This window comes from Vibrio sp. Hep-1b-8 (assembly GCF_006124995.1).
GTDB lineage: Bacteria > Pseudomonadota > Gammaproteobacteria > Enterobacterales > Vibrionaceae > Vibrio.
Genome location: NZ_QEWN01000109.1, coordinates 1 through 13,916, shown reverse-complemented (window position 1 = coordinate 13,916; position 13,916 = coordinate 1). Strand labels below are relative to the sequence as shown.

General features: G+C 45.4%; 15 protein-coding genes. 13 read left to right on the top strand and 2 right to left on the bottom strand.

Annotated elements, in window-relative coordinates; genetic code table 11:
* Window positions 1–2: 2 nt before the first annotated feature.
* From DA100_RS12235 to DA100_RS12220, 4 genes are all read left to right on the top strand, one after another.
* A complete protein-coding gene (locus DA100_RS12235) occupies window positions 3–497 on the top strand; it encodes a peptidylprolyl isomerase (protein WP_138972398.1) in 495 nt (164 codons plus the stop codon).
* A 43-nt stretch (window positions 498–540) separates the two neighbouring features.
* A complete protein-coding gene (gene lpxH / locus DA100_RS12230; RefSeq protein ID WP_138972397.1) occupies window positions 541–1,269 on the top strand; it encodes a UDP-2,3-diacylglucosamine diphosphatase in 729 nt (242 codons plus the stop codon).
* Between the two features lie 83 nt (window positions 1,270–1,352).
* Window positions 1,353–2,570, top strand: a complete 1,218-nt coding sequence (locus DA100_RS12225) for an EAL and HDOD domain-containing protein (RefSeq protein WP_138972396.1) — start codon at window positions 1,353–1,355, stop codon at window positions 2,568–2,570.
* Between the two features lie 11 nt (window positions 2,571–2,581).
* The gene (locus tag DA100_RS12220) at window positions 2,582–3,082 is read left to right on the top strand and encodes a YchJ family protein (RefSeq protein ID WP_138972395.1); all 501 of its coding nucleotides are present in this window, start codon (window positions 2,582–2,584) and stop codon (window positions 3,080–3,082) included.
* Window positions 3,083–3,141: 59 nt separating this feature from the next.
* Here the strand turns inward: DA100_RS12220 and DA100_RS12215 are convergent, their stop codons facing one another.
* A complete protein-coding gene (locus tag DA100_RS12215) occupies window positions 3,142–3,417 on the bottom strand; it encodes a DUF1315 family protein (RefSeq protein ID WP_138972394.1) in 276 nt (91 codons plus the stop codon).
* Between the two features lie 104 nt (window positions 3,418–3,521).
* Between DA100_RS12215 and DA100_RS12210 the strand changes: the two genes are divergently transcribed.
* Entirely contained in the window at window positions 3,522–4,340 is an 819-nt protein-coding gene (locus DA100_RS12210) for a DUF2989 domain-containing protein (protein WP_138972393.1), read from the top strand.
* Window positions 4,341–4,398: 58 nt separating this feature from the next.
* On the opposite strand, the gene msrB is transcribed toward DA100_RS12210, so the two are convergent.
* Window positions 4,399–4,803, bottom strand: a complete 405-nt coding sequence (gene msrB, locus DA100_RS12205) for a peptide-methionine (R)-S-oxide reductase MsrB (protein WP_138972392.1) — start codon at window positions 4,801–4,803, stop codon at window positions 4,399–4,401.
* A gap of 335 nt (window positions 4,804–5,138) precedes the next feature.
* Between msrB and gap the strand changes: the two genes are divergently transcribed.
* The 8 genes from gap to DA100_RS12165 all read left to right on the top strand — a co-directional run bounded on the left by gap (window position 5,139) and on the right by DA100_RS12165 (window position 13,892).
* Window positions 5,139–6,134, top strand: coding sequence for a type I glyceraldehyde-3-phosphate dehydrogenase (gene gap / locus DA100_RS12200; RefSeq protein WP_138972391.1), 996 nt, complete (start codon window positions 5,139–5,141; stop codon window positions 6,132–6,134).
* 166 nt (window positions 6,135–6,300) lie between these two features.
* On the top strand, window positions 6,301–7,185 hold the full coding sequence (locus DA100_RS12195; protein WP_138972390.1) for a D-hexose-6-phosphate mutarotase: 885 nt from the start codon (window positions 6,301–6,303) through the stop codon (window positions 7,183–7,185).
* A gap of 150 nt (window positions 7,186–7,335) precedes the next feature.
* Complete coding sequence (rlmA, locus tag DA100_RS12190) at window positions 7,336–8,154, top strand: 23S rRNA (guanine(745)-N(1))-methyltransferase (protein ID WP_138972389.1); 819 nt, start codon at window positions 7,336–7,338, stop codon at window positions 8,152–8,154.
* 87 nt (window positions 8,155–8,241) lie between these two features.
* A complete protein-coding gene (locus DA100_RS12185) occupies window positions 8,242–9,189 on the top strand; it encodes a ChaN family lipoprotein (RefSeq protein WP_138972388.1) in 948 nt (315 codons plus the stop codon).
* A gap of 175 nt (window positions 9,190–9,364) precedes the next feature.
* The gene (locus tag DA100_RS12180; protein ID WP_138972387.1) at window positions 9,365–9,721 is read left to right on the top strand and encodes a hypothetical protein; all 357 of its coding nucleotides are present in this window, start codon (window positions 9,365–9,367) and stop codon (window positions 9,719–9,721) included.
* Between the two features lie 120 nt (window positions 9,722–9,841).
* A complete protein-coding gene (locus DA100_RS12175; RefSeq protein WP_138972386.1) occupies window positions 9,842–11,734 on the top strand; it encodes a BCCT family transporter in 1,893 nt (630 codons plus the stop codon).
* A gap of 185 nt (window positions 11,735–11,919) precedes the next feature.
* Window positions 11,920–13,497, top strand: a complete 1,578-nt coding sequence (locus DA100_RS12170) for an alkaline phosphatase (protein WP_138972385.1) — start codon at window positions 11,920–11,922, stop codon at window positions 13,495–13,497.
* Between the two features lie 122 nt (window positions 13,498–13,619).
* Window positions 13,620–13,892: a ribbon-helix-helix domain-containing protein gene (locus DA100_RS12165; RefSeq protein WP_138972384.1), complete on the top strand. Its 273-nt coding sequence runs from the start codon at window positions 13,620–13,622 to the stop codon at window positions 13,890–13,892.
* Window positions 13,893–13,916: the final 24 nt, after the last annotated feature.

Below are 13,916 nucleotides of genomic sequence, written 5' to 3'. Positions count from 1 at the left end.
TCATGATCACCCTTCACACAAATTTTGGTGACATCAAAATTCAACTAAATGAAGAAAAAGCACCAAAAACTAGCGCAAACTTCCTACAGTACTGCCGTGATGGTTTTTACGACAACACACTGTTCCACCGTGTTATCGATGGTTTCATGATTCAAGGTGGCGGTATGGAGTCTGGTCTTCGTGAAAAACCGACTCGTGATCCAATCAAAAACGAAGCAAATAACGGTCTGAGCAACAAAGTAGGTACCATTGCGATGGCACGTACTATGGAACCGCATTCGGCAAGCTCTCAGTTCTTCATCAACGTTAACAACAACACTTTCCTAGATTTCCGTAGCGAAAGCCTAGATGGCTGGGGTTACTGTGTATTCGGAGAAGTGGTTGAAGGTATGGACATCGTTGACAAGATTAAAGGTGTAAGTACCGGTTCTATGGGCATGCACCAAGACGTACCGCTTAAAGAAGTGTTCATCACTAGCACAACAATCGAAGAATAATCCGATTCAAGAGAGCGCCCTGCGCTCTCTTCTTTAATCTACTATGACCACACTATTTATTTCTGATCTACACCTATCCCCGACGACACCTGAAACGACGTCATGCTTTATCCGTTTTATGCGCGAGGAAGCAATCCACGCCGATGCACTTTATGTTCTGGGTGACTTATTTGAATTCTGGATTGGTGATGATGACCGCTCCGAATTTGCCTCAAGCATACGGGACGAATTTAAGAGACTCACTGACCACGGCGTTGCTTGCTTTTTTACTCAGGGTAATCGCGATTTTCTCGTTGGTCGCCGATTTGCTAAGCAGACGGGAGTTACGCTCCTTGGCGATGAAACCGTGATAGACCTTTATGGTACCAAGGCCGTCGTACTCCACGGTGATACCCTGTGTACCGATGACGTTAAATACCTCGAATTTCGTGCCAAAGTACACCAACCTTGGCTGCAATGGATTTTCAATCGCATTCCAATGTTCATAAAAAAGAAGATTGTGTCTAAAGTTCAGTCTGACATCAAAGATGACAAAAAAAACAAATCTCTAGACATCATGGATGTGACACAAGGCGAAGTAGAGAAAGTGATGACCGAATACAATGTAGAACTTATGATCCATGGCCATACACACCGGCCGAATGTTCACACTTTTGAACAAGGTAATCGAGTCTATACTAGAATAGTGTTGGGTGACTGGTACACTCACGGTTCAGTATTGGTCTACAACAAAAATAATTTCGACCTACAACAAAGACCTTTTTCTGGTTAAGTGACTGAAATTGTGCACAATATGCCGTACCATTTCCGGTGATTTTGAGCCAATAAATTTAGACAAGAAGCGCGGTAACTACCTTGAAACACTCGTATATAGCAAGACAACCCATTCTCAATAAAGATAAACACACGGTTGGATATGAGCTCCTGTTTAGGGATGGTCCCCAAAACACGTTTCCAGATATTGATCCTGAGCAAGCGACAAGCCGCCTGCTGTCAGATCACTTCCTTTCTACTCACTATGAAACGTTGGGAGACAAGTTAGGCTTTGTCAATTTCCCTTACCAAAGCCTGATTAATAAGGTGCCGACCCTTTTCCCATCAGACAGTCTCATCGTTGAAATCTTAGAAAACTGTGCCCCCACTAAAGAGTTATTGCAGGCTGTTAAAGAGATGTCAGCCCTTGGCTATAAGATGGCACTCGATGATTTTGTGCCAACCAGAGAATGGAAAACATTTTTACCTTACATTTCCCTGATCAAATTCGATATCCGCCAAGTTTCTATCGAAAAAGCTCGTATTTTTATACTCAGACTTGCAGGTTCCAATATTGAGTTTCTCGCAGAAAAAGTGGAAACCTATGAAGAGTTCGAACAAGCTAAATCCGCTGGATTTGACTATTTTCAGGGTTACTTTTTCAGCAAACCCGAAATGATCAGCCGTAAATCGCTTGAACCGTCCTTCATGACAGTGGTTCAGTTACTGACCGAAGTGTCTAAACCGGATATGGATTACACGGCAATTGAAGCACTCATCACCAAAGATCTGACGCTGTCCTATAAGTTACTGGCCTTTGTTAATTCCTCTTCTATCGTTTGCTCAAAAATCCAATCTTTCAAGCAAGCGCTGGTGTATCTAGGGGAAGAGAAACTGCGTAAGTTTATTTCTCTCGTCGCGCTTGCCTCTACGCAAAATAGCAAACCAGATTACTTGTATGGCTTGTCCATTCAAAGAGCGCGATACTGTGAGCTGCTGGCCTCTAATCTTGACGCAAAACTCGAACCAGGACATGCATTCTTAACCGGCATGTTTTCGCTATTGGACAGTTTACTAGATCGCCCACTGGCACAAATTCTTGAAGAAATCTCAATCGACCAAACGATAAAACTCGCAATTATTGCCAACGAAGGCATACTTGGCGACATTCTCACCCTGACCAAAGCGTACGAACACGCTGAGTGGGACGAGGTCCATCAGCGATGTGAGAACATTGGCTTAGATCATGACATTCTAAGCGAGTGTTACGACTCATCGGTGAAATGGACGGCTGATCTTCTATCGGTTAAAACGAATTAATTGGAGTCTTTATGAGTTCGTGTCCTTGTGGCAGTTCACAAGATTACACCGTCTGTTGTGAACCTATCCATAACAACCATGCACTAGCCAAAACCCCCGAACAACTGATGCGTTCGCGCTACTCAGCACACGTGAAAGGCTTAGTAGACTATGTGGTAAACACATATCACCCGAGTTGCAACGCTTCGCAGCAGCGTGACGAGATAGCTGAGTCAATTAACAGTGATTGGTGTGGCTTAGACGTTGTCGGCACGGAGTCAGGCAAGGATGACAACGAAGGTTTTGTCACATTCAAAGCCTTTTTCAATCAAGATGGCCAGCAGTACTGTTTAGAAGAACGCTCAAGATTCGTTCGAGAAGGCGGCCTTTGGTTCTATATCGACGGCACGTTCCCCGAAGAACAAAAGCCTGTCGATGTTCGATTGAGCCAAACCATTAGCCAGTTGAAAATCGGTCGTAACGACCCCTGTATTTGTGGTAGCGGCAAAAAATTCAAAAAGTGCTGCGGTTAACGGTTTAACCACCGATAAAAAAGCAGGCATCGTGCCTGCTTTTTTGGTTTATTGAAGCGTTAGTCATTCAAATTAGGATTAACGCGGACAATATCCTCTTGCCCTTGTTGGAATTGCTTCTTCAGTTTAAAGCTAATCTCTCCACCTTTGGCAACCGTCATGTGCTGAGCTTCAGAATTGTGTTTAGATTGATACAACATCACAGCCTGCATACAAGAATCTCGCTGCTGTTGAGAAAGTGGGGTACCCTCAGGCCACTTACCTGTTTCTACAGCAAAAAGTAGACGCTCATATGCCTCTGGTGTGATGGCGTTAATTAACTGCTCTGCGTCCATGGTATATCCTATAATCAATCAAGATAGACGAACATTAACTGGCTGGGAGCTTGAGTCAAGGCAACTGCTAATAATAAGCGTAACGGATCACAAGCAATAATAATATGAAACTAACGAATGTCCTCACTTTACTGAGCGCAAGTATTGCGCTCACTGGTTGTTTTGAAGGAAACAAAAATACTGAACAACTTTGTAATGATAATCCAGGGCTTCAATGCCAACGACTTAATGTCGGAGACGGTCAGTGTCGAGTGCCACGGACTGATCTAATATGGCATCGCTTCGAAGTGCTGAAAAACCCGAACGACGATAACTACATCAAAGAGTACGCACTACTTTCAACCTACAAGAAGTGCCTCGAACTTGCTTCTCAAATTCAACCCATTGATCAGTCAGGACTCAAACAACGTCGCTTTGATGCATTAATTAACTCAGGCCAAGACTTAGAGGCCATTGTCTCCCGACTAGAAAAATCCGATTCCCCTCAATCTCTCTATTTTTTATGGAGTCAAACTGGCAGTGACCCTGCCCGTCGAGCGTTTTTGCAGTTAGAAGGGACACCGTCTCTCGAAACGGCTGAGATGCAGTATGCTTTGGCAACATTCTATACCAGCAGAGATCAAGCTAAAACTCGACAACTTCTCGTTCATGCACTAGAACTCACTAAGCGCGGCAAAGTTAACACTGAAATATTCAAATCCTTGGCGAGCACCACCTATCGACTCGGCGATAAAGAAGAGGCGTATATTTGGACTATGGTAGCGCAACGCTTCAACGTACCAATTGCTTCGAAAAGTGAGCTGCAATTGCTATACGGTTTTGATAGCAGTACTTATAGCCAGTTAGATGATATTGCAGAGAAGATAGAAGAGATGGTGAATAACGGGACATTTAACGCGTCAATCGTCCCTAGGTTTAAGTAGCCATAAACCATTCATTGAAAGGATAAAACAAATAGCGGTGATTAAATCACCGCTATTTTTATGAATTGTTGAAAATTAACGACACAGAGTTCACACAGAATCTCTCACCTGTCGTCTTGGGTCCATCAGGAAAAACGTGACCCAGATGGCTATCACACGCTGCACATCTAATCTCAATTCTCACCATTCCGTGACTGAGATCTTCTAAATAGCGAATTGCCTCACTATTGATAGGGGCATCAAAACTAGGCCAACCACATCCCGAATCGTACTTGTTGTCTGAGGTGAATAGTGGTGCTTGGCAGCACGTACAAGAGTAAACTCCGGTTTGTTTGTTATGCAGTAGCTTACCGGAAAACGGTGCTTCTGTACCTTGCTCCCTACAGATACGATATTGCTCATCAGACAACATCTCACGCCAGTATTCATCAGGCTTCACAACCTTTTCTACCTTATGTTTCACGGGCTTAAATCTCCACATTCTCACTTTTTATTCTGACTTTTTTCGCGAAAAACTTGCGAATAATAACCTTTGTAGCACATACTTTGAGACCATGACAGGATGGTTAAACTTTCAGCACAGCTGTCAACATCTGAACTATTTTACGTCAACTGGTTAGGGAAAAAACCAGTAATCCGTTCAAAACATGACCATTTGCGACTAATTGTGAAAAAAAGCGACGCTTTTTTTTGACTTTAAACAAGTTAAGTCCGATTATCTGTTGCAGATTTTGACTGGATTCTGTAATTTTACTACCAGTTATCTTTAATCAGAAATTAAGTTGTGGAGCAACTATAATGACTATCAAAGTAGGTATTAACGGTTTTGGCCGTATCGGTCGTTTCGTATTCCGTGCAGCACAAGAGCGCGCAGACATCGAAGTAGTAGGTATCAACGACCTTATCGATGTAGATTACATGGCATACATGCTTAAGTACGACTCAACTCACGGCCGTTTCAACGGTACTGTTGAAGTTGAAGGTGGTAACCTAGTCGTTAACGGTAAAACTGTACGTGTTACTGCAGAGCGCAACCCAGAAGACCTAAAATGGGACGAAATCGGTGTTGACGTAGTAGCTGAAGCAACGGGGCTTTTCCTAACAGACGAGACTGCACGTAAGCACATCACTGCTGGTGCGAAGAAAGTTGTTCTAACTGGCCCTTCTAAAGACGCTACTCCAATGTTCGTAATGGGCGTTAACCACGCTACTTACGCTGGTCAAGACATCGTTTCTAACGCTTCTTGTACTACTAACTGTCTAGCGCCTGTTGCTAAAGTTCTTAACGACAAGTTCGGTATCGTATCTGGTCTTATGACTACAGTTCACGCTACTACAGCAACTCAAAAAACTGTAGACGGTCCTTCTGCTAAAGACTGGCGCGGTGGTCGTGGTGCTTCTCAGAACATCATCCCATCTTCAACTGGTGCTGCTAAAGCTGTAGGCGTTGTTCTTCCAGAACTAAACGGCAAACTAACTGGTATGGCTTTCCGCGTACCAACAGCTAACGTTTCTGTAGTTGACCTAACAGTTAACCTAGAGAAAGGCGCATCTTACGAAGCTATCTGTGCAGCAATGAAAGAAGCTTCTGAAGGCGAACTAAAAGGCGTTCTAGGCTACACTGAAGATCAAGTTGTATCTCAAGACTTCATCGGTGAAGTTCAAACTTCAGTATTCGATGCTAAAGCTGGTATCGCTCTAACTGATAACTTCGTTAAAGTTGTATCTTGGTACGACAACGAAATCGGTTACTCAAACAAAGTTCTAGACCTAATCGCTCACATCTCTAAGTAATTTTTACTTAGTCAGCGTTTAGCGAAGAATTTCGTTAAAGAAAAGGCGGCTCTTGAGTCGCCTTTTTAGTATCTGTTGGTTTGGTAATACTATCGAGATTACAGCCCATTGTTCATTGCTACCGAGTGGACAGTTGAATGTAATTTCTCTCATCAGGGACAATAGAATGAATTTAACTCAACTACCTGCTTTAACCGTTCTTTCTGACAACGTCACTATCGTTGAAAAAGACAAGGTTAAAATCGTTCGCATTATTCATGATAAAGCCACCGCAGGCATAGCTCTGCACGGCGGTCATGTCGTTTCGTTTCAGCCAGTTGGTCAGCCTGAACTGATCTGGATGAGCGAAGAGGCTATTTTTGATGGTAGCGCTGCACTACGTGGCGGCATTCCTGTTTGCTGGCCTTGGTTTGGCAGAATTGCCGCTCCCGCACATGGCTTTGCGCGCTCATCGCAATGGCAACTGATTGAACATCGTGAAAATGAACATGGTGTTATCGTTGAGCTAGGCCTGAGCGATAGTAAAGAGACACAAGCAATCTGGCCGTATCAATTTGATGCTCGCCTGATTGTTGAGGTGACGGAACAGCTTAAAGTCACGCTAAAAGTGACCAATACCGACGACAAATCTTGGATGTTCTCTGGCGCGTTGCACACTTATCTAAACGTTGGCGACATCGCTCAGGCTCAAACTACAGGTATGGGTTCGGAGTACATAGATAGCTTACAGGCAGGAAAACGATGCCAAGGTGGTGACGTACTCAAACTCACCGACACCATTGATCGTGTTTACACTAAGCCAGAGCAAGAAATTCTGGTTCAAGATCCCGTTCTGAATCGCACCATCAAAGTAGAGAATCAGGGGCATAACTCAGCCGTTCTTTGGAACCCATGGGCAGAAGGCGCAACATCTATGGCTGACATGGAAGACAACGGCTACCAAACCTTCCTGTGTGTTGAGTCGACCCTTCATGCTCAATCTCTTGAGCAAGGAAAGTCGCTGCAATCTGGCGAAGGTTATGAGCTAGTGACCACCATTTCGGCAAACTAACGGCTTTTGTCGCAGGATAACGTCCTGCGACATTTTCTCTCCTCGAAATCAATTCCTTACTACCTCGTTAAAAGACCCGTCAGGTCGCCGCTAGTCTGCCGCCCTGCTTCCTGATAAACTTCGCCCACTCAGTATCGATTAGAGCCAGTTATGTCCTACACCTGCCCATTATGTCACCACACTCTCTCCCTCAGCGAGCGTACCTATCGCTGCGAGAATAATCACTCTTTTGATCTCGCCAAAGAGGGGTATCTCAACTTGATGCCTGTGCAGCATAAACGCTCGAAAGATCCCGGTGACAATAAAGAGATGATGCAAGCTCGTCGACGCTTTCTCAATAAAGACTATTACCAGCCGATGAAGCAACGAGTCGCAGACTTGATTTCAGATCTGCTGATCAACAGCAAGCATCGCTTACTGGATATTGGTTGCGGGGAAGGCTACTACACAACTGCAATATCTGAGTCACTAAAGCAACAAGATGCGAACTCCGCGACTTATGGCTTAGATATTTCTAAAGTAGCGATTCGTTACGCTGCTAAGCGCTATCCAAACTGTCAGTTTTCGGTAGCTTCAAGCCATAGGCTGCCTTTTGCTGATGGCAGTTTTGATGCCGTACTCCGCATCTACGCTCCTTGTCATGCTCAAGAACTCAATCGAGTTACGACGGAAAATGGGGTTGTAATCACGGTCACACCTGCCGGTCGTCATCTCTATCAGTTGAGAGAAGAGATCTACCCTGATGTTCGCTTACATAGTGAAGAAACGGAAGCGATCGAAGGTTTCGCTCTAGAGCATCAAGAGACGCTAAGCTACACGATGAAGCTGAGTGATGGGGATGGCTTCGACCTGCTGCAAATGACGCCATTTGCATGGAAAGCCGATGACGCACTTAGAGAAAAATTAAAATCGGCTACACTGTTTGAGTGTGAGGCTGACTTTATGATTCGGGTTTACCGCAAGCAATAAACCAAAATCGATAATTATTCTCATTTTCATTGAGTTCATTCACAGTCTCCATTACTATTGCCGCTCAAGTTAATGGAGGCTGCTATCATGCTTCGGTATATCGCCGTTTTATTGAGTTTTATTGCCCTTACCGCCTGCTCATCTGCCGGCCCTACTCACGAGTCACAAGGTGTCGTCAGTTTCTATGACTACCAACTCTATAGTCCAGACAACGAGCCGATATCAATCGATTCTCTACCCGACGCGTTAACGAAGGCCAACGTGATACTGGTTGGTGAGTGGCATACACACAGCGCAATTCACCGCTTTCAGACCGACCTCGTCAAACAGCTGTTTCGCACTAGCCCACACCTGACGATCTCCATGGAACAGTTTGCACGCGACAAACAGTCAGTATTGGATGCATACCTTGATGGTGAAATCGGCGAGCAGACCCTGATCAAAACCGCCAATGGCTGGCCTAACTATGAGAGCGACTACCGAGCACTGGTCGAGTTCGCCAAATCGAATTCACTGGACGTCATTGCATCAAACGCTCCTAAACCTCTCGTGCGCTGTATTGGGCGTCAGGGTATCGGCTATCTAGACAAACTCTCGAATGAAGAGAGACAGCATCTTGCCCGAGAGATCGAGACGGGCTATAGCCCCTACAAAGAGAAGTTTATGGCATCTATGCATCATGGAAAACCAGAACAATCTGAGCGCCAATATGCAGCGCAAGTCACGTGGGATGAAACAATGGCAGAGTCAATCAGTGATTACTTAAAGCAGAATCCTCGTCATCAAATCATCCATATCGCAGGAAAGTTTCACACTGAACAAGGTCTAGGAATCGAAGCCTCTTTACTGCGAAGAATGCCCAGCCTTAACATCGTCGTCATCACACCGACAAGCTCGCCAACTATCGAGCCTGATAATCATCGTGATTTTCGCCTGCACGTACTGGCGCCTCCGACGCGTTACATAAAAGCAGAAAACCGCCTTGCGGCCTTCCAGCACTTAGCAACACGAAATGATCAGCTAATCTGTAAATAGGCACTGCTCTTGCTTGATAACAATGCCCCCGTTACGCTTTGTTAAAAAATATTAACGACGTGATAACTGGGCACGGTTTATGCTTGGTCTTTTTTCATACAAATCTCGCATATTTTGCACAAGTTTTTCATCAAGCAGCCGATATATTGGCTGAGGATGATGTAAGGAGATCAATATGACCCCAGTAGGAATGGAGCCAGCTAAGCTGTCCCCAACCCAGCAGGTAAAACCTCAAGCCAATGCAGTTAGTGCAACCACCAACCCTGCTCCACTTAAAGTCGAGCAGAATAAAGTAACCCTTTCCGAGGAAGGTAAGGCACTTCTAACTGCACTACAGGAAATTGAGAAAGAAGGCGTACAAGCGAAAAATGAAAACAAAACTGTCGGTGACAAAGTTGAGTCGTTCGCACACGGCGCGTTAGGCATGGATCATCCAGATAAGATCAAAGAAGAGGAAGACGGCTCTTATTCTGCGGGGCAATATCTTTCCGCAGCGGCAACCGTTGGAGGCATTCTACTGGCTCTCATTTAATTGTCTGCCAGTAGAGACGTTTTCTATCAACGCCTGTGCTCATGTCGACAAATAACTTCGTTTGTCGATAAAAGCACAGCGAGTCCATAATTAAGGTACTCATAATTATGGAAATCAACTGTGCGCAACTCATTTTCACTTATTGATAAACCGACTTTTTTCGGTGCAATCGCCCTCCTTCTTGCGATTGTCTTTCCTTTGATCTTATTCCCTCAACAAGGAGCAGATTGGATTGCTGTAGCAAAAACATTTATGACCGATAAACTCGGTTTCCTCTACCTGGCCCTTGGCCTAGGTGCTTTTTTCTTCATGATCTATGTCATTTTCAGTGACATGGGACAAATCAAACTGGGCGACCCGGACGAAGAACCAGAATTTGCCACGGCGTCATGGGCGGCAATGCTGTTCTGTGGTGGTATCGGCGCCAGTATCCTCTATTGGGGCTGCATCGAGTGGGCCTATTACTACCAGTCTCCGCCGTTCCAACTGGAACCAGGTAGCGAAGAAGCCGTTCGCTGGGCTGCCACCTACGGTCTTTTCCACTGGGGACCAATCGCTTGGGCAATTTACCTTATCCCTGCCCTGCCAATCGCTTACTTCTTCTATGTTCGCAAACAACCCGTATTGAAAGTATCCAGCGCACTAATGCCGGTATTAGGTGAAGAACACACCAAAGGCGCTGCTGGTAAAGTCGTTGATGTGCTGTTTATCTTCGGCCTGTTAGGTGGTGCGGCAACGACACTAGGCTTAGCGGCTCCGCTTATTGGTGAAGGCCTAAACTTCCTGTTCGGTATTCCACAAACCACATTTAGCCAGATTGTGGTATTACTTATCTGTACCGCGATTTTTGCCTACTCTTCTTACGCCGGTATGGAGAAAGGGATTAAGGTGCTGAGTAACATCAACTTCTGGGGTGCGATGGGTCTGCTCGCTTTCGTCCTTGCAGCAGGACCGACCATTTTCATGCTGGAAACGGGCTTAGACTCGATCGGTCGCATGTTGTCTAACTTCTTTGTTATGGCGACCTGGGCTGAACCATTCGGTGGTTACGGTACCTTTGATAACACCCACTTCCCACAAGACTGGACCATTTTCTACTGGGCTTGGTGGTTAGTATTCGCGCCTAGTATGGGGCTGTTCGTGGCACGTATTTCTCGCGGTCGTACGATTAAACAGATGGTTTCAGGCTCGATTTTCTTTGGCTCTATGGGCTGTTTCCTGTTCTTTATGATTCTTGGGAACTATGGCCTGTCACTGCAACTATCAGGAGAACTGGATGTAGTCGGTATTCTTAACAGTGAAGGCGCAACCAAAGCGATCTTCTCTATGTTGAGTTCACTGCCAATGGGCACCGCGGTTATCGCCGTGTTCACGATTCTGTGTATTATCTTCACCGCAACAACGTTTGACTCTATTTCATACATTCTGGCTTCAGTGGTTCAGAACAATGTCACTGAAGAGCCAATGCGCTGGAACCGTATGTTCTGGGCTTTCACCCTGTCATTCCTGCCAACGGTACTGATGTTCCTGGGTGGCTTAAGTACACTACAAACTGCTGCGATTGTTGGCGGTCTGCCACTACTTGGTATCTCTGTTATGTTGATGATTTCAGCGGTTCGCGCTACCAGCCTCGATCTACGTCATCAGAAAGATTATGTTGAGCCGACAATCAACATCGAAGACCTGCCAGAAATGGATCCTTGGTCTTCTGAAGGTATGGCATTAGCGCGTTTTGAACGTAGTCGTGATGCAGCGCAAGAAGCGGCTGAGCTAGAGCGTGAAGTGCTTGCTAACGTGATGAAAGTGAAAAAACGTATTCGCGCATTCGCTTTAGAACATGATGGAGAACAAGAGTTCTCAGACCACCATCTCCCTCAAGAACTACAAGATGAGCTTCAAAGTGCGCTTGATGCAGTATCAAAGGCTCAGGATGCCAAAGTAGCGGCGTCAGAGCAGGCTCAGAATGCTCGCAGTGAATTCAATCTGGCTGTCATCAATGCGGCAGCAAGCTAGACCGATTCTTTAGTCATTGCTTTTCTCCTTCCTTAAGTTCAAAGCTCACCGTTTGGTGAGCTTTTTTTATTGCTGCGGTCAAAATCGAATAAAAGCTCAATTTTATATTTATGCAATAAATGTGAAACATCTCTGCCATAAATCGGTGTTTTAATCGTGTCGCTTTTAGAAATAAGGACAATGCAATGAAGCACCTAACTAAACCTATTATTGCCGCTGTAGCGACTTCTGCACTTTCTTTTAACGCACTTTCTGCAGAAATCAAAAACGTTATCCTGATGATTGGTGACGGCATGGGCCCGCAACAAGTTGGTCTGCTAGAAACATACGCAAACCAGGCGCCTAACTCAATTTACAAAGGCAATACAACGGCCCTTTATAAGCTGGCACAGGAAGGTGTGATAGGTTCTTCACTCACTCATCCGCAAGACGCAATCGTCGTCGATTCAGCCTGTTCAGCAACGATGCTGGCTACTGGTATTTACACAGGTTCTGAAGTCATTGGTGTCGACTCACAAGGCAACCATGTTGAGACGGTATTAGAACAAGCCAAACGCGTTGGCAAAGCGACAGGTTTAGTTTCGGATACTCGCATGACCCATGCGACGCCGGCTGCCTTTGCTGCTCATCAGCCGCATCGTTCATTAGAGAACGATATCGCTGCCGATATGCTAGAGACTGGCGTCGATGTGATGTTATCTGGTGGCCTGCGTCACTGGATCCCGAAATCAACCAACGAAAAAGGCGCGACCTACAAGGCTCTGCAAACACTCACTCAAGGTGACGTTTACCTGAAATCTAAACGTAAAGACGAGCGTAACCTGATTAGCGAAGCAAAAGATGACGGCTACCAGCTGGCATTTAACCGCACCATGATGGATAAAGCTGACGGTGACAAACTACTTGGCCTGTTCGCGTACTCAGGCATGGATGATGGTATTGCTTACAGCAACAGCAAAGACAGTGTTGAACGCACTCAGCCAAGCCTGAAAGAGATGACTGATAAAGCGCTTAGCATCTTGTCAAAAGACCAAGATGGCTTCTTCCTAATGGTTGAGGGTGGTCAGATCGACTGGGCTGGTCACAGCAACGATGCCGGCACCATGCTGCATGAAATGATCAAATTCGATGAAGCAGTACAGTCTGTTTATGAGTGGGCACAAGGTCGTGACGACACGCTAATCATTGTTACCGCAGATCACGAAACTGGCTCATTCGGCTTTAGTTACTCATCGAAAGATTTACCAAAGCCGCAAAAACGTTCCGGCGAAGCATTTGCTAAGCGCGATTACGCACCTAACTTTAACTTTGGCGCCTTTGATATTCTTGATGGCCTCTACAATCAGAAACAGAGCTACTATGGCATGATCAGCGAGTTCCAGAAACTGGACAAAGCGCAACAAACACCGGAGAAGCTAGCAGAGATCGTGAATAGCAATAGCGAGTTCCCAATCACAGCCGAGCAAGCGAAAAACGTCTTAGCGAGTAAACCCAATCCATACCGTTTAGCGCAACATAAGTACTTAGCTGAAGAACAGGTTCCGGCGATTAATGATTTTGACGCTTTCTTCCCTTACAACGACCGCGGCAACCTACTTGCCCGTGAACAGGCAACGGGGCAAAACATCGTTTGGGGTACAGGTACACATACTCATACACCAGTGAATGTGTTTGCCTGGGGACCCGCAGATAAGATTCTGCCAGTGTCAAAAATCATGCACCACTCAGAGCTAGGTGAGTTCATTAAACAACAAGTGAAATAACACGATGAATTAAAACTCGCACTACTTAGCGCCCTTCGGGGCGTTTTTTATCCTTGGCGAAAATTGACTCTCACCACTGAAGCAGTTAAAAATGTCCGTTTTCCCTGCTCAGGCCATCATTTATGTGTGAAATATTCTCTCAGCAACCTCAGGAAAACTACCAAACTATTGCCCGCTCTATCCGGATTGATGGTCATGCTACCAGCATCAAGCTTGAAGCGAGTTTTTGGCAAATCCTCGAAGAGATCGCCGAACAACAAGATCTGACATTGGCTCGCTTCATCAGCACGATTCATAATGAAGCCTTGCAATACAATGGCGAGATTAACAATTTCACCTCACTATTGCGCTGCGCCTGCCTGATTTATCGTAAGCGTTCACCAGCAGTCCATTGACAAAAAGTGTGAGTTAACGCAATT